Origin of the sequence: Kribbella lupini, from assembly GCF_039529595.1 — a bacterium.
GTDB lineage: Bacteria > Actinomycetota > Actinomycetes > Propionibacteriales > Kribbellaceae > Kribbella > Kribbella lupini.
On the sequence record NZ_BAAANC010000001.1, the window covers coordinates 1374536 to 1391183 of the forward strand.

Below are 16648 nucleotides of genomic sequence, written 5' to 3' on the forward strand. Positions count from 1 at the left end.
TCTTCTTCACGCAGAGGCCAACGAGGCTTCCCCGACCCGAGTTCCCCTTCCTACTGTTGTTCTTGGTCACCCTCTTCGTCCGGACGGACGAAGTCGGGGTCGCCGCCCTCGTCACCGGACCGCGCGCCGGCCTGCGCGAGATGCGACACGGACTCCAGCTCGGCGAGCACCGACTGGTGCTGGTCGACGCACAGCACGACCAGGTCACCCCGGTTCGACCGGCCCAGCGCGTGCCGGACGGCGTCGAGCTCCTCGAGCACCAGCTCCACCGACCGGCACCGCGCGCCGTTGGCGATCGCGGCCCGGACGCCCTCGATGATCAGCTCGGCCGACTCGCCCCGCTTGCGTCCGCGCAGCCGGGTGTCCTCACGGACGATCAGCTGGTCGAAGTGCTGCGCCGCGACCTCGCCCAGTTCGCGCATGTCGTCGTCGCGCCGGTCGCCCGCGGTCGCGATCACACCGATCCGCGACGGCCGCCCGAGCTCCGACGACGCGCCGAGGCTCTCGCCGATCCGGTCGACGAAGTCGCCGAGCATCCGCATCGCCGGCGCGTTGTGGCAGTAGTCGACGATCACGTGCCGGCCGTCCACCTCGATCTCGTTCAGCCGGCCCGGCGACAGGTAGTACGACGTACTGAACGTGCGCAGGCCCTGCCGGATGTCGTGCAGCGGCGCCCCGGCCGCGAACGCCGCCGCGGCGGCCGCCATCACGTTCTGCACGTTCATCATCGCCCGGCCGCCGAACGTTGCCGGCAGCAAGTGGGTCCAGGCCAGCTGCATCGAGCGCCGGCCGTGCTTCATGATGATCATGTCGCCGAGCTCGGACCGCTCCAGCACGACCGCGCGGCCACCGCGACGGCAGTGCCCCTCGATGTACTCGCGCACCTCGCTGCCGGCCTCGGCCATGCTGAACCACACGACCTGGCCCGAGCACTTGCGCCGCATCTTGCGCACCAGCGGGTCGTCGGCGTTCAGGACGGCGAAGCCGGTCCGCGGCACCGCCTCGACCAGTACGGCCTTCACGTCGGCCAGCTGCTCGAGCGTGTCGACACCGCGCAGCCCGAGGTGGTCGGGCTGGATGTTCAGCACGACCGCGACGTCGTTGCGCTCGTAGCCGAGGCCCTCGCGCAGGATGCCGCCGCGGGCGACCTCGAAGACCGCGAAGTCGACCCGCGGGTTCTGCAGCACCATCCGGGCCGACTTCGGGCCGGACGCGTCGGACCGGATCACCAGCCGCTCGTCGATCACGACACCGTCGGTCGACGTCATGCCGACCTTGCGGCCCATGCCCTTGAAGACGTGGCTGATCATCCGCGACGTGGTGGTCTTGCCGTTCGTCCCGGTCACCGCGACGATCGGGATCCGGCTGGTCGCACCGGGCGGGAACAGCATGTCGACGACCGGCTTGGCGATGTACTGCGGCTCGCCGATCGTCGGGTTGGTGTGCATCCGGAAGCCCGGCGCGGCGTTCACCTCGCAGATCGCGCCACCGGTCTCGCGGACCGGCTGGGTGATGTCGGGGCAGATGAAGTCGATGCCGGCGATGTCCAGCCCGATCATCCGGGCCGCCTCCTCGGCGATCTCGACGTTCTCCGGGTGCGCCTCGTAGGTGCGGTCGATCGAGATCCCGCCGGTGGACATGTTGCCGGTCAGCGTGAGCTTCACCATCACGTCTTCCGGCGGTACGTCGTCCAGCTCGAAGCCCTGGCTGCGGACCAGCTCGCGGGCGGCGGCGTTGACGGTGATCCGGGTCAGGATCTTCTCGTGCCCGACGCCGCGGCGCGGGTCGGCGTTGGTGATCTCGACCAGCTCGGCGACCGTGTGCACGCCGTCGCCGACCACGTGCGCGGGCACCCGCTCGGCGATGGCCTCCATCCGGCCGTTGATGATCAGGCAGCGGTAGTCGCGGCCGGTGACGAAGTTCTCCACGATCACCCAGCCGCGGCGGGACTGGTCCTGCGCGATCGGGAACGCCTCGCGGACCGCGTCGGCGTCGGCCAGGTTCAGGCAGACGCCGCGGCCGTGGTTGCCGTCGAGCGGCTTGCAGACCACCGGGTAGCCGATCTTGTTCGCCACCGAGACGGCGTCCTCGACCGTGCGGACCGAGTCCGAGCGGGGGACCGGCAGGCCGGCCGAGGCCAGCAGGCGCGTGGTCAGGTCCTTGTCGCTGGCCACGTCGACCGCGATCGAGCCGGTCTCCGACGTCATCGTGGCCCGGATCCGCTTCGCGTGCACGCCCTGGCCCAGCTGGACCAGGCTGGCCTTGTTCAGCCGGATCCACGGGATGTCGCGCGAGGTCGCCTCGTCGACGATCGCCTGCGTCGACGGGCCGAAGGCGGTCCGCTCGGCCTGCTTGATGAACCGCTCGAGCTCAGTGGTGAAGTCGAAGTCCGGGTCCGGCTGGACCAGGTGGTTGACGAAGCGGACAGCCAGCTCGCCGGCCGCCAGGCCGACGGCCTCGTCGGCGTACGCGTAGATGATGTTGTATCGGCCGGGGATGCCCTTGACCTGACGGGTCTTGCCGCGCCGCATGTCGTGGCCGGCCTCCTGCTGCAGCTGCAGGGCGACGTGCTCGGCGATGTGGCCGAGCCAGGTGCCCTCCTGCAGCCGCTCGATGAAGCCGCCGCGGCGGCCGCGCGAGCAGTGGTGCTGGTCGAGCCGGGGCAGGTCGGCGAGCAGCCGCTCGGTGAAGCCGTCGATCGTGTCGGACGGCCAGTCCTCCAGCGATCCGAGGTCGACCACCAGGTGGATGGCCGGCTCGTAGCTCCAGACGTTCGGGCCGCGGAAGACGCGGGTCTCGATGATCTTCAGGTCGGGGCTCGGCGCGCCCTGCGGGTCGGCGGGCTTGCGGCGCTGGGGGGCGGTCTCGGTCATTGGCTCGTCCCACTGTCTGCTGGTGGCTCGGTGTCTGGTCGGCTGCGTTCGGCGCCCGCGCTCAGAGGCTCGGTCGCCTCCGGTCTGGACTCCGTGGCCGACGACACCCGCCGGGCGACGCGCTTGCCGGCGCGGCGCTTCTGCTCGGCGTAGTACCGCGGGGACACACCCTCGGCCGCGATGTCGCGGGCCAGCTTGCGCAGGTCCGCCTCGGCCTGCTCGATCTCGGCCAGCTCCTCGGCCGGGGGCTGCGGGCCGTACGACAGCAGCGCGCGGGCGCGCAGGTCGAAGGTCGAGGTGGCGGGCAGCACGTGCAGAACGACGCCGGAGGCAAGGATCGCCTCGGACCGCTTGGCGTAGTGCGCGTTGGAGGTGATCCGGCTGCCGTCGAAGATCGTCACGGCACCTCGGCCGACGACCTCGAGGTGCGAGCCTCGTACGACGGCCGCCGTGTCCTCGTCGACGCCGATCCCGAGCAGGCCGGGGGACTGGGCAACGAGTGAGAGGAGCCGGCCGTACCGGTTCCGCTGGGCGAAGTGCTGGTCGACGATCGCGCCCTGGACCAGGCCGAGCCCGCCGGCGAGCTGGCTCATCCGCTGCCGGGGCGTCGCACCGGAACGGCCAAAGGCGATCATGTGCTCGGCGAGGATGCTGGCGCCGGCCGACGTACCGCCGACTGCCGCACCGCGGCGGTGGGCGGCGGTGACGGCCCGGCCGAACGCCGTACCGGTGACCACGCCGCTGAGCTTGAGCTGGTTGCCGCCGGTCATGAAGATCCCGGTCGCCTCGTTCAGCGGCTCGATGAACGCCGGGTCGTCCGCGTCCTCGCGGTTCTCCGGGCGGACCCCGACCACACTGGCCGCACCGAGCGCGGAGAACAGCGCGGAGTACACGTCGGTCACGTCCGGCCCGAGCGCGGACGCCGTGGGCACCACCACGATCCGAGCCTTCGGCCCACCGGCCGCCTCGACGAACTCCTGCAGCACCGTCCGTTTCTTCAGCTTGTCCTCGGCCCCGCCGATCGCGAAGAGAGCACCCGGCCCGCTGCTCACCACCTGTTGAGACATGTCCGAAGAATAGGTCACGGCCCGGGACCGCCGGACGCACGACGGAGGTGTGGCAGTCTTCGCGGGTGAAGAAATTGATGACACCGTTGCTGGTGGCTGGGGCGTTGGTGCTTGCGGCGGGCTGCGGCGGATCTGAGGAAACCGGTGCGCCGGTGGCGGCGGACAGCAAGGTTGTGGCGCTGACGCAGGGCGAGTTCGCCGGGAAGGTTCAGGCGGCGCTGGCGGCCAAGAAGACGTTCCAGGTGGTGACGACCACGACGGACACCGACGGGCCGGCGACGTTCACGACCAACGTGCGGCTGGCGGGTGCGAGCGCTGACGTGCAGGGGAGTGCTCTGGAGAGCACGTTCGTCCGGGTGGGCGGGACGCTGTACGGCAAGGGTGGGCAGTTGTCGAGCGATCCGAAGAAGCCGTGGGTGAAGTACGACCCGACGGGCAAGGGCACAGGCAAGGAGGCGACGGCGATTCTGGCGGGCGCGATGTTGCAGTTGTTGGGCGCGCAGCTGGACCAGTACCGGATGGCGGTGGCCGCTTCGCCGTACGCGACGGACTTCAAGAGTGAGGCCGGGCAGCCGGTGGACGGGGTCGCGACGACGAAGTACACGATGACCGTCAACGTGCTGAAGGCGACCCAGGCCAAGGCGTTCGGGCAGTACCTGACGTCGGAGTCGGCGGCCCAGTCCAACCTGACCGAGCTGCCGATCGAGGTCACGGTCGATGCCGAGTCGCTGCCGCGGACGTTCGCGTACGAGGCGGACGGCGCCAAGGTCAGCGGGACGTTCGGCAAGTTCGGCGAGCCGGTGACGATCACCGCCCCGGCGGCGACCGAGATCGCCTGATTTCTCGTACGACGAAGCCGCGGCCGGCCATCCGGCCGCGGCTTCGCTGCGGTCTAGTGGCCGAAGGTGAACCAGTTGACGTTGACGAAGTCGGCGGGCTGACCGCTGGTGAAGGTCAGGTAGACGTCGTGGACGCCGGTGACGGCGGAGATGTTGGCGGGGATGGTTCGCCAGCTCTGCCAGCCACCGGTGTTGCCGACGGCGAAGCTGCCGATCGGTGCGTTCGACCTGCTGTCCAGCCGGACCTCGACCAGCCCGCTGACCCCACCGCCGGCGCCTGACGCGACGCGCGCGACGAACTGTCTGGCCGGCGTACTGCCGAAGTCGATGGAGCTGTACCGGGTCCAGTCGCCGTTGCCGACCTGACTGAGGTTCTGGCCGCCGCCGGAGTCGCTGGTCGTTTCAACGGCCACGCCACCTTGCTGGGCGAACGACTCGGCCTGCAGTGTCCCGTACGCGCCGCTCCCACCAGGAGGCGGCGTCGTGGGCGGGGGAGTCGTGCCGCCGCCCTTCGTGGAGACGGCCACGTAGTCGACGACCATCGGGTGGCCGGGGACGGTCTCGGCGCGCGGCGTCGGGCCGTTCAGCGCGTCGGGGAACGCGCCGCCCATCGCGACGTTCAGCAGGATGAAGTAGCCCGCGTGCGACGTCATGCTCGCCCAGGTGTCGGCCGGCAGCTGCGCCTGGGTGACGGAGTGGAACTGCTGCCCGTCGACGTACCAGCGGAACGCGTTCGGCGTCGTACTGGTGTCCCACTCGAACCGGTACGTGTGGAACGCCGACTGGCAGCTCGACCCGGGGCAGGCGCGGCTGGCGCCGAGGCCGGTGGTCTCGTTGCACGGGCCGCCGGGGTTCACGCCGCAGTGCAGCACGCCCCAGACCGAGTTGATCCCGTTGACGTTCTCCATGATGTCGAACTCGCCGATGCCCGGCCAGTTCCAGTAGTTGCCCCGGTACGGCTGGCCGAGCGCCCAGAACGCCGGCCAGTAGCCGAGCGCGGCGTTGCCGGTCACGTTGGGCATCTGGATCCGGCCTTCGATCGCCAGCACGCCGCCCGCCGGCGGCTTGAAGTTCGCGCGCTGGGTCTCGATCCGGGCCGACGTCCAGTTGCCGGCGCCGTCGCGGCGCGGAGTGATCCGCAAGTTGCCGGCGCCGTCGAGGGACAGGTTGTCGGCGTTGCTGGTGTAGTTCTGGATCTCGCCGGTGCCCCAGTTGCCGGGGCCGCCGGGGTAGCCGTGGCCGGTGTCGACGATCCAGTTCGCGCTCGACGGCAGGCTGCCGCTCGGGCCGTCGAAGTCGTCGGACCAGACCGTCGTCCAGCCGGCCGGTGGTGGCGGAACGCTGGCCTGCGCCGCGATCGTCAGCGGTACGGCGACCATCACCGGTACGACGAGCGCGCTGAGCAGGGTCCTGAAGCGGGGGCGGGACCATGTGTTCGGGCGGGAACGCATCTTGACCTCCCTGGATGGGTTACGCCTATGGGAGCGCTCTCATCGCCGCGCGTCAACACCTCGTCACGATCTGGTGGAACTCAGACCCGCCCGCGCAGTACCGTCGTACTGCGGCGCACGGTCATCCCGAGCCGCTCGTACATCGCCAGCGCGCCGGTCCCGGAGTGCGTCCACAGCGTCAGCCGGGTGCGGCCGTCGGCTCGCATCGCCTGGGCCGCGGTCGCGAGCAACGCCTTCGCGACGCCGCGACCCCGCTGGTCCTTGCGGACGGCGACCTGCTCGACGTACCCGTCAAGAGAGTCCGGGAGTTCGAGGCTGAGCGCCGCACCCACCAGTTCGTCGCCGGCGAAGGCGACCGGCGAGAGCCGCGGCGCGAAGCTCGAACGCTCGATGCTCATCCGCGCCCACTCGTCGTACTCCTTGCGGCGCGGTTGCCAGTCGTCGAACGCGTCCTCGATCACCTGGTACGCCGGCTGCGCGTCGCCGGGCTGGAAGGGCCGGATCGTGATGCCGTCCGGGACCTTGACCTCCAGATCCGCGGTCGGCATCTCCAGCAACCAGTTGGTCGCGAGAACCTCGTAGCCGCGCGAGCGCAGCAACTCGGTGCCGGCCAGGTCCTGGTCGTCGACGGTCTGCGAGTACCAGTCCGTCCCGACCTCGGCGGCGCGGGCCTCGACCCAGTCGAGCAGCGCCGTACCGATTCCGCGGCCGCGGAACGCCGGGTCGACGTCGACTTGCGCGCGCCGGCCACGGTTGATCCAGGCCCAGCCCGCGAGCTGCCCGTCGTCCGCGTGCACGACGAGGCTGTCGACGGTCGCGTCGAGCCCCGGCCGGGTGAGCGCGGCCTCGATCCCGTCGGCGCCGGTCTCCACCACGCCGGTGGTCGCGCGCTCGGCGGCGCTGACCAGCGCGTGGATCGCCGGTACGTCGGCGACGGTCGCGGGGCGGGCGCTGAAGGTGTCCGGCAGTGAGGGCATGGGCGCGATCCTGCCTTCCGGCGTACGGCGTCCGCAAACGGATTGGCAGCTTGTGCTACGTCACAGAGTGTTTGCGGGGACCACGAGATCTGTCACCATGTGAGCGAACCGGGTCGGCGTGTCCGCGATCCCCGCCTCGAGGAGTGTTTCGCTGTGCGTATCGCCAAGGCCGGCGCCGTCACCGCCGTGCTGGTGCTGGCTTTGACCGCCTGTGGATCCACCCCGGGTGCCGGACCTGTCGCCGACGCTTCCACCGCCAGTACGCCGTCGGCTTCGCCCAGCTTCTCGGTCTCCGCGACGGCGCCGAGCGACGACGGGTTGTCGCCGGCGAACCTCGCGTCGGAACTGCTCGGTCGGTTGGCCGAGAAGGGCACCTTCCACGTCGTCTCCCGGACGACGACCGCGGGGGAGGGCGCATCTGTCGTCACGGCCGACCTCAGGATCGGTGGTGACCACGCCGGGCTGATCGCGATCGGTGGTGGACGGAAGCTCATCAAGACCGGCAGCGCCGTCTACCTGAAGGACGCGACGGTGACCGGGGACAAGACGCGCCCGTGGTCCGAGCTCGCCGCCGGCGGTCAGTCGTCGCGCCCCGGCAGGCAGCTGCTGCGCGCGGCTCAGGTCCACGCGCTGATCGGCGGCGCCGCGCACGCGACCACCTTCCAGCGCGGCGACCGGATCACCGTCAACGGCGCACCGGCCCAGGAGTACGTCGTCAGCATCGACCTGGCCCGCGCCACCGCGGCCGGCGCGATGGACGGGTACCTCACCGCCGACACCACGAGTTCGTTGCCCGAGGCCCTTACCGTACGGATCGCCGTCGGCGCCCACTGCCTGCCGGTCCAGCTCCGCTTCACCCTCGACGACCAGACCACCGGCCGCGCCGACGTCACCGCCACCTTCAGCCGCTTCGGCCAGAAGCTCACCCTCACGCCGCCCTCCCCCCAGAAGATCGCGAGCCCGGCAACCACCTGAGCGTCCCGCCGGGCGTGTCTCCCGCTCCCGCCGCCCGCCTCCGCCGCAGTACCGCCCGCGCGTTGCAGCTTGCTGCAACCGAATCTTTTAGGTCCCACGTCGCGGTTGTGTCACCATCTGACCCGAGTCGGGTCGATCTGATCGGGAGCAGCAAGACCCTCAACCGCAAACGAGGAGTCCTTGCTGTGCGTTCCGTCCTGCCCGCCCTGATCGCAGGTTCCGCCCTGGCCCTGACCGCTGCCTGCGGCAACAACCCGACTCCGGCCGCCGGCCCGGCCCCCACGCCAACGGTCGCCGCCAGTACGCCGACCGCTCCGCCCCTGCCGGCCGAGTTGACCAAGGCGGACTTCGGGCCGAAGGTACTGGGCGCGCTGCGGGCCGCCGGGACGTTCCGGTTGACCTCGAACCTGATGGCCAACGGGAGCACCGTGGACCCGCTGCTGAAGGCCGACATCCGGCTCAAGGGGGCGACGGCCGACGCGGTGGTGACCAGCGACGAAGGCCTGCCGGTCACGCGAATCGGCAAGGTCCTCTACATGGAGAACGACGAGCTGACCGGCAACCCGAAGAAGCCGTGGGTGAAGCTCGACCTGGCGTCGAAGGACCCGAACGTCCTGGCGGCCGCGCTGGTCGTGGTCCAGGACTACAACCAGGCGATGGTCCACCAGGTGCTCGGCGGGGCGCCGTACGCGACGAGCTTCCGGGCCCTCGGGCTGCAGCCGATGGACGGGACGCAGGTGCGCGAGTACCAGCTGAGCATCGACCTGAAGAAGGCCACCGCCGCCCGCGCGATGGGGGTCTACCTGACCCAGGCCGACGCGAAGACGCTGCCGACGCAGCTCAGTGTCTCGGTGATGGTGGACGCGAAGAACCTGCCGCACCTGATCGTCTTCGTACTCGCCGACACCAAGGACGGCAACACCGCCGTGCGGGCGTCGTACGAGAAGTTCGGCGCGAAGCTGCCGGTCGTCGCACCACCGGCCGCGAAGACCGCCAAGCTCGACCTGGACTGAGGGCGAGGAACGCAGGCCGCGATCCCTCGACCCCGCTGGCGACGTCGGGCTGAGGCCGCGCGACCAGGTGAGGGGCGCAGGGGCAGGCCGCGATCGTGATCCCGCTGGCGAACTGAGGCCGCGTGACCTCAGCTGAGGTTGTCGGCCGCTTCGACCTCTTCGCGGGAGATGCCGAGCAGGTAGAGGATCGTGTCCAGGTACGGCACGCTCAGGTGGGTGTCGGCGGCGGCGCGGACGACCGGCTTGGCGTTGAAGGCGACGCCGAGGCCGGCCGCGGCCAGCATGTCGAGATCGTTGGCGCCGTCGCCGATCGCGACCGTCTGCGACAGCGGCGTACGGGACGACTCGGCGAACCGGCGCAGCGCGACCGCCTTGCCGGGCCGGTCGACGATCTCGCCGATCACCTTGCCGGTGAGCTTGCCGTCGACGATCTCCAGCTCGTTGGCCGCGGAGTAGTCGATTCCGAGGTCGGCGGCGATCTTGTCGGTGATCTGGGTGAAGCCACCGCTGACGATCGCGAACTGGTACCCGAGCCGCTTCAGCGTCCGGACCAGCGTCCGCGCACCCGGCGCGAGCTGGATCGCGGCGTACACCTCGTCGAGCGCCTTGGCCGGCAGCCCTTCCAGCGTGGCGACCCGCTGGTGCAGCGACTCGGCGAAGTCCAGCTCGCCACGCATCGCCTGCTCGGTGACCGCGGCGACCTCCGCCTCCCGCCCGGCGTGCGCGGCGAGCATCTCGATCACCTCGCCCTGGATCAGGGTCGAGTCGACGTCCATCACGATCAGCCGCTTGGCGCGCCGGTACAGACCACCGGCCTGTACGGCGACGTCGAGCCCCTGCCGGACACCTTCGAGCGCGAGCACCGTCCGCAGCGCGTCGGTGTCCGCACCGGACACGGCGATCTCGACGGCGGTCACCGGGTACCGCGCCATCCGGCTGATCCGGTCGATGTTCGCGCCGGTGTCGGCGATCCGCCCGGCGATCGCGGCGAACCCTTCGGCGGTCAGCGGCGCGCCGATCACGGTCACCTGCGTGCGGCCCTTGCGGCGCGGTTCGTTGTCGCCGACACCTTTCTTGACGTCGATCTCGACGTCGAGCAGCTCGGCGAGCTCCTTGAGCTCCTTCTTCAGCTGCTTGTGGTCGCGCGGCGCCGACAGCAGTACGCCGAGCACCAGCCGCCCCCGCAGCACGACCTGCTCGGCATCGATCACCTCGAGCCCGCGACTGGCGATCGTCGACAGCACCGCCGACGTCAGCCCAGGCCGGTCCGTACCGGTCAACGTGACCAGCAGGGTCGGACGATCCAACGGCGGCGTCTCTTGCTCAGGCTGTCCTGTCATCGCAGAACAGAAACCTATCCGAGCCACCCCAATCTGTGGACGCCCGGTCCACATACCGACGCGCCGCTCGGCGGGGACGGCCGCACTCGGCCGCTCAACGCGAACCTCGCCGGCGCGGCACTGGACCCGCACCCACTGTGTCGGCTCTTGACTGGCACGCTCTGCCGGTGGCGGAGCAGCGAGACCGACTTGGGCGCCCTGCCCGCGTTGCCCCGAGCCGCCTCCGACTTTGAGCACGGCTCCGCCGGATTCCGGCGCTCGCGGTGGCTGGCGGGTGCGCAAAGTGCTGTGGGGGAGCCGAGAGGCCGCAGGAGCCGAGGGCGTGGGATGCGCGCGAGCCGAGGGGCCCGCCCGATGCGTGGGAACGTGTGAGCCGAGGGGCGCCCAATGCCCGGAACGTGTGAGCCGGGGGCGTGGGATGCGTGCGAGCCGAGGGCCCGCCCGATGCGCAGGGCCGCCCACGTTGCCGCGGGCACCCTCCGACGCAGGTGGTGCTGACCTTCGGCGAGCTCATCGCCAGTACCGGCGCGCAGGTGCAGGTGAAGTCGCCGACCGGGGTGAATGGTGCCCTCGGCGAACTCGACTTTGAGCACGGCTCCGCCGGATTTCGGGCGTCGCGGCGGCTGGCGGGTGCACAAACTGCGGTTCGGGAAGTGAGCCGAGAGGTGGCGGGAGCCGAGGGGGCGCGGATGCGCGGGACCGTTTGATGCACGGGAGTCGAGGGGGAGGCGAGATACGCAGGGCCGCCCACATCGCCGCGGGCACCCTCCGACGCAGGTGGTGCTGACCTTCAGCGAGCCCGTCGGCAGTACCGGCGCGCAGGTGCAGGTGAAGTCGCCGACCGGCGTGAACGTTGCCCTCGGCGACCTCGACTTTGAGCACGGCTCCGCCGGATTTCGGGCGGCGCGGCGGCTGGCGGGTGCACAAAGTGCTGTGGGGGAGGTGGGGAGCCGAGGGCGTGGGATGCGCGCGGGCTGAGGGGCATGGGGTGCGCGCGAGCCGAGGGCGCCTGATGCGCGCGAACGTGTGAACCGAGGCACGCAGGATGCGTGGGATCGCGTGAGGCGTGGTGCGAGGAAGTGCGCGATGCGAGGGAAGCGACGGGGGCGCTGGAGTCGAGAGGCCGAGGGAGGGTGGGGCGAGCGAAGGCCGGAGCGTTATTGCGGGGCGAACGGGCCGCAGGCGGCGACGAGGGCTCGGCGGGCGGAGGCGGCGAGTTCGGTGAGGGCTCGGCGGCGGGCGTCGGCTTCGGCGCCGGTGACGGCGGCGCCGTCGTCCTCGAGGGCGGCGTCGGCGATCGCCAGGCAGCGGCGGGCGGTGGCGGCGGCCTTGACCGCGCGGGCGTCGTACCCGGGAGCAAGGTCGTCGCCCTTGCCCTGGCCGATCTTGCGGATGTCGATCAGCGCGTCCGCGATCTCCGGCTTCCAGCGCGCGACGTCCAGCGCCGCCAGCGACTCGGCGGCGTCGATCAGCGCCGCCCGCAGTCCGCGATCGGCCTCGCCGAGATCCGCCGGCGGCGGGGTCTGCGCGGTCAGCACCGACCACTGCACGGCGGGCCCGACGTACGCCGGAATCAGCCCGATCCCAGCCCCGGCCAGTACGACGGCCTCGCCGGCTTCCAGCGCCGACTCGTTGAACGCCGGCGGTCCGGCCAGTCCGATCGGATCACCCGGTACGGGCAGGGCGAGGTAGGCCTCGCGCGCACCGGCGGCGCGCAGCAGATTGAGCGCCACCGGCAACGTCGCGGGTTCGGGATGCGCCGCGAGCCCGGCCACGTGGTGCCCGACGTCCGCACCGAGAATCCGGTGCGCGGCGGTGTCGGGATCGCAGGTCCCGGCAAGCATCGCGTTCGTCCACACGGTGAAACGCACCGAGGCGGCAGTCGTCAGCACGCCGACAAGTCTCCCATCCCCGCCCCACCCCACCGACACGCCCACTCACCCCAAGGCCCCGGCCCTCGACGACCGTCCACTCTCCACACCTCGCACCCCGCCGAGTCTCCAGCACACCTCACCGCCCGGCCCGGCTCACCGCCCGGCCGAGGTCGTCCCAGCCCGGGTCCATCGCACGGCGGAGGTCCAACGCATCCGGTGGTTGCCCCGCTGTCGTCTCCCCTTCGCGAACTTGGCGGGTTAACCCGCCAAGAAACCCGTTGGCCCGCAGGATCTCGATGGGCCAACGGGCCGGTTCGCGAGTTGACCCATCAGATGCCTGCGGCGGCTGCCCCTGCCGTCTCCTCCCACCGCCCCACCGGGCTCGGCGTGCTGGCGGGCTGGGCGCCTCGGTCGGCGCCGGCACGTCGAAGCTGCTGCTGGCGATGTCACCGGCCCGCCGAGGTCGTTGGCAGCGGAGGGTCCTGACTGACCTTGCGGAAGGACCCCGTAGGTTTTGCTTCATGACTGCAGTGGTGGAGCTGGCCGGCATCACGATCGTTCGGGGTGAGTCGCGTCTGCTGGACGGGATCGACTGGACTGTTGACGAGACCGACCGCTGGGTGGTGATCGGCCCGAACGGCGCCGGCAAGACCACGCTGCTGCAGGTACTCGCGGCGCAGATGCACCCGACGGCCGGCGTGGCCGGTCTGCTCGGGGAGGTGCTCGGTGCGGTCGACGTGTTCGAGCTGCGGCCGCGGATCGGGCTGACCAGTGCGGCGCTTGCCGACAAGCTGCCGCGGTCCGAGCGGGTGTCCGACGTCGTCGTCTCGGCGTCGTACGCCGTGATGGGCCGGTGGAACGAGGAGTACGACGAGCTCGATCACCAGCGCGCCAAGGAACTGCTGACCGAACTGGCGATCGACCACCTCGCCGACCGGACCTTCGGGACCTTGTCGGAGGGCGAGCGCAAGCGCGTCCAGATCGCCCGCGCGCTGATGACCGACCCCGAGCTGATGCTGCTCGACGAGCCGGCCGCCGGACTCGACCTGACCGGGCGCGAGCAGCTGGTCCGGTCCCTCAGCGCGATCGCGACCGCCGAAGGCGCTCCGGCGATGGTGCTGGTGACGCATCACGTCGAGGAGATCCCGCCCGGGTTCACCCACGCGATGCTGCTCAAGCAGGGCCGCGTCGTCGCGGCCGGCCCGATCGAGCAGGCCCTCACGTCGGAGACCCTCAGCGACACCTTCGACCTGGCGCTCACCCTCCAGCACTCCGACGGCCGCTACACCGCCCGCGCCTTCTGACCCACCCGCCTGTACGGCGGTGCGTCCGAAGAACTCGCACACGTCCGAAGAACCCGCACGCGTCCGAAGAACCCGCACGGATCGGACGAACCCGCACGCGTCCGAAGAATCCGCACGGGTCCGAAGAATCCGCACGGGTCCGAAGAATCCGCATGCGTCCGAAGAACCCGAGGCTATAGCGCACCGTTCCTCGGACGCAGCGCAACCCTTCGGACGCAAGCACACCTCTTCGGACGTTGGCCCGCTCGTCGTGCGCGACAAGCCCGTACGGCGGCCCGTCCGAAGAACCCGCACGCGTCCGAAGAAGCCGAGGCTATAGCGCACCGTTCTTCGGACGCAGCACAACTCTTCGGACGCAAGGAGACCTCTTCGGAGGTGGGCCGCCCGTCGTGCCCGACCCAGCCCGTACGACGGCTCGTCCGGAGGCGGTGGCCCGTTCCGAGGTGGTCGCCTGTCCCGAGGTGGTCGCCCGGTCGAGGCGGTGCGTCGCGAGGTGGTCGCCCGGCCGAAGCGGTGGCGCGTGCCGAGGCGGTCGCCTGTGCCGAGGCGGCGGCTGTCCCAAGGCGGTGGCCCGGCCGAAGCCGTAGCCCGTCCTGCGGCGGCGGCCCGTCCCAGGTGGTGGCCCGCCGTAGCGGCGGCCCCTTCCGCGGCGGTTGCCCGTGCTGCGGCGCGGCCCGTCCGAGGTGGTGGCCCGCCGTAGCGGCTGCCCTTCCCGCGGCGGTTGCCCGTCCTGCGGCGCCGGCCCGTCCCAGGTGGTGGCCTGCCGTAGCGGCGGCCGCTCCCGCGGCGGTTGCCCGTCCTGCGGTGTCTCGCTCGCCCGGGGATGGTGCCCGCCTCCGGGCGTCTCGCTCGTCCGGGGTTTCTCCCGCCTCCCGGAGTACTGTCGACAGCAGAGCATCTCAGTCACGGCTGGGGAATCCGGCAGGGTTCGGGCTGCGTCCGACGGGTGGTGGACCTGCCGGAGGTCCCGATCGCGGATAGGGTTGGCAGATGATGGATTGGCTGCGCGAAAACGTCTGGGCCGCCTGGCTCGGAATCGCCGTCGTGCTCGGCCTGGCGGAGCTGGCCACGCTCGACTTCACCCTGCTGATGCTGGCCGCCGGCGCGCTCGCCGCGACCGGTGCGGCCGCACTGTTCCCGGGCCTGCTCTGGCTGCAGATCGTCGTCGGTCTGCTGACCGCGGCCGCGATGCTCGGCGCGATCCGCCCGCTGCTGGTGCGCAAGATCCACCACGGCGTGGAGATGAAGACCGGCTCCCAGCACGTGATCGGCCGGACCGGTGTGGTGGTGAAGGAGATCCACCCCGACAGCCTCGGCTCGATCAAGCTCGGCGGCGAGCTGTGGACCGCGCGGCCGTTCGACGACCTGACCACGATCCCGCCCGGTACGCGGGTCGAGGTGATGCAGATCGACGGCGCGACCGCCGTGGTCTACCCGATCGGCCTGCCGCTCGGGCACCACGACCACGGACCGAGCCAGCACGAGCCGGTCCAGCACGAGCCCGTCCAGCACGAGCAGAGCCGGCCCGACGCGCAGGCGACCGACGGCAAACCAGATTCCGACCCGCCGCGCTGAGCTCACCCCGAGCCGCAGCAGCGACTCGGCGGGAAGAAGATCCAGCGCCGTCCGGAGTTCGTCCGACCGACTCCGGATCGTGAGGGAACCGGGCTGGGCAGTGGCCCGTCAGTAGGAAAGACTGTCGATCCTGTTTCGTTCGAGTGGAGGGTCACGTGGAAGCGTTCCTCATCGTGCTGGCACTGGTTGCACTACTGGTGATCGTCACGCTGATCAAGTCCGTCCGGGTCGTGCAGCAGCAGACCGTCGGCATCGTGGAACGGTTCGGGAAGTTCAAGGTGGGCCTGCAACCCGGCCTGAACCTGCTGACCCCGTTCGTCGACAAGGTGCGGTACACGATCGACATGCGCGAGCAGGTCGTCGCGTTCCCGCCGCAGGGCGTCATCACCGAGGACAACCTGATGGTGTCGATCGACTCCGTCATCTACTTCCAGGTCAACGACCCGGTGCGGGCGACGTACGAGATCTCCAACTACATCCAGGCGATCGAGCAGCTCACGATGACCACCCTGCGCAACATCATCGGTGGCATGGACCTCGAGCAGACGCTGACCAGCCGCGAGGAAATCAACGAGAAGCTGCGGTACGTGCTGGACGAGGCCACCGGCAAGTGGGGCATCCGGGTCAACCGGGTCGAGCTTCGCTCGATCGACCCGCCGCCGTCGATCCAGGACTCGATGGAGAAGCAGATGCGCGCCGACCGCGACAAGCGCGCGGCCATCCTGACCGCCGAAGGTATGCGGCAGTCGGCCGTCCTGTCGGCCGAGGGCCAGAAGCAGTCCGCGATCCTCACCGCGCAGGGCGACCGGGAGTCCCGGATCCTGCGGGCGCAGGCCGAGCGGGAGGCGCGGATCCTGAAGGCGCAGGGTGAGGCGCAGGCCATCACCACGGTCTTCAACGCGATCCACGCCGGCAAGCCCGACCAGGGGCTGCTCGCCTACCAGTACCTGCAGATGCTGCCGTCGATCGCCCAGGGCGACTCGAACAAGCTGTGGATCATCCCCAGCGAGATCGGCAAGGCGATGGAAGGCCTCGGCAGCGCCGTCGGCCAGATCGCCGGCATCCCGCAGAAGGCCGAGGGCCCGTTCCCGGAGCCGCACGAGGTCGAGCAGGCCGCCCCGGCCCAGGAGCTGACCAGTACGCCGGACGCCGCCGTGGCCGAGGCCGACAACGCGGTGCAGGAGGCGATCGAGGCCGCGCAGAAGGCCGCGGTCAGCTCGCGCTCGCAGCAGTCGGCGCCGGCCTCGTCGACCTCGCCGACGCAGGACGTCGTACCGCCGACCACTCCGCCCCCGGCCCAGTAGCGCCTTAGAGACAACGCATCCCGGCTCGGTCCTCACCTCACGGTGGGCGCCGGGTC

The 16648-nt window shown here is 70.8% G+C and carries 13 protein-coding genes; 7 read left to right on the top strand and 6 right to left on the bottom strand.

What is annotated here, in order from left to right:
* Positions 1 to 50 precede the first annotated feature (50 nt).
* Complete coding sequence (gene cphA, locus ABD235_RS06215) at positions 51 to 2873, bottom strand: cyanophycin synthetase (RefSeq protein ID WP_344170755.1); 2823 nt, start codon at positions 2871 to 2873, stop codon at positions 51 to 53.
* A complete protein-coding gene (locus ABD235_RS06220) occupies positions 2870 to 3940 on the bottom strand; it encodes a cyanophycinase (RefSeq protein WP_344170758.1) in 1071 nt (356 codons plus the stop codon). The genes cphA and ABD235_RS06220 overlap by 4 nt, the downstream gene beginning before the upstream one ends.
* A gap of 65 nt (positions 3941 to 4005) precedes the next feature.
* Between ABD235_RS06220 and ABD235_RS06225 the strand changes: the two genes are divergently transcribed.
* A complete protein-coding gene (locus ABD235_RS06225) occupies positions 4006 to 4779 on the top strand; it encodes a hypothetical protein (RefSeq protein WP_344170761.1) in 774 nt (257 codons plus the stop codon).
* Between the two features lie 53 nt (positions 4780 to 4832).
* On the opposite strand, the gene ABD235_RS06230 is transcribed toward ABD235_RS06225, so the two are convergent.
* Positions 4833 to 6230, bottom strand: coding sequence for a glycoside hydrolase family 16 protein (locus ABD235_RS06230; protein WP_344170762.1), 1398 nt, complete (start codon positions 6228 to 6230; stop codon positions 4833 to 4835).
* Between the two features lie 80 nt (positions 6231 to 6310).
* Positions 6311 to 7207 (bottom strand): GNAT family N-acetyltransferase, encoded by an 897-nt coding sequence (locus tag ABD235_RS06235; protein ID WP_344170763.1) that lies wholly within the window; start codon positions 7205 to 7207, stop codon positions 6311 to 6313.
* 153 nt (positions 7208 to 7360) lie between these two features.
* Between ABD235_RS06235 and ABD235_RS06240 the strand changes: the two genes are divergently transcribed.
* Positions 7361 to 8182, top strand: a complete 822-nt coding sequence (locus ABD235_RS06240; protein WP_344170766.1) for a hypothetical protein — start codon at positions 7361 to 7363, stop codon at positions 8180 to 8182.
* Between the two features lie 185 nt (positions 8183 to 8367).
* Positions 8368 to 9195: a hypothetical protein gene (locus tag ABD235_RS06245; protein ID WP_344170769.1), complete on the top strand. Its 828-nt coding sequence runs from the start codon at positions 8368 to 8370 to the stop codon at positions 9193 to 9195.
* A 128-nt stretch (positions 9196 to 9323) separates the two neighbouring features.
* Here ABD235_RS06245 and serB read toward each other — a convergent pair whose 3' ends face one another.
* Positions 9324 to 10535, bottom strand: coding sequence for a phosphoserine phosphatase SerB (gene serB, locus ABD235_RS06250; protein ID WP_344170772.1), 1212 nt, complete (start codon positions 10533 to 10535; stop codon positions 9324 to 9326).
* Between the two features lie 488 nt (positions 10536 to 11023).
* Here serB and ABD235_RS06255 point away from each other — a divergent pair, with 488 nt between their 5' ends.
* Complete coding sequence (locus tag ABD235_RS06255; protein WP_344170775.1) at positions 11024 to 11242, top strand: hypothetical protein; 219 nt, start codon at positions 11024 to 11026, stop codon at positions 11240 to 11242.
* A gap of 450 nt (positions 11243 to 11692) precedes the next feature.
* Here ABD235_RS06255 and ABD235_RS06260 read toward each other — a convergent pair whose 3' ends face one another.
* Positions 11693 to 12427 carry a hypothetical protein gene (locus ABD235_RS06260; protein WP_344170778.1) on the bottom strand — a complete coding sequence of 245 codons (735 nt, stop codon included), beginning with the start codon at positions 12425 to 12427 and terminating at the stop codon, positions 11693 to 11695.
* Positions 12428 to 12930: 503 nt separating this feature from the next.
* Here ABD235_RS06260 and ABD235_RS06265 point away from each other — a divergent pair.
* The 3 genes from ABD235_RS06265 (at position 12931) to ABD235_RS06275 (ending at position 16592) form a co-directional block, all read left to right on the top strand.
* Positions 12931 to 13713 carry an ABC transporter ATP-binding protein gene (locus ABD235_RS06265; RefSeq protein ID WP_344170781.1) on the top strand — a complete coding sequence of 261 codons (783 nt, stop codon included), beginning with the start codon at positions 12931 to 12933 and terminating at the stop codon, positions 13711 to 13713.
* 990 nt (positions 13714 to 14703) lie between these two features.
* On the top strand, positions 14704 to 15288 hold the full coding sequence (locus ABD235_RS06270) for an NfeD family protein (RefSeq protein WP_344170784.1): 585 nt from the start codon (positions 14704 to 14706) through the stop codon (positions 15286 to 15288).
* A 155-nt stretch (positions 15289 to 15443) separates the two neighbouring features.
* Positions 15444 to 16592 carry an SPFH domain-containing protein gene (locus ABD235_RS06275; RefSeq protein WP_344170787.1) on the top strand — a complete coding sequence of 383 codons (1149 nt, stop codon included), beginning with the start codon at positions 15444 to 15446 and terminating at the stop codon, positions 16590 to 16592.
* Positions 16593 to 16648: the final 56 nt, after the last annotated feature.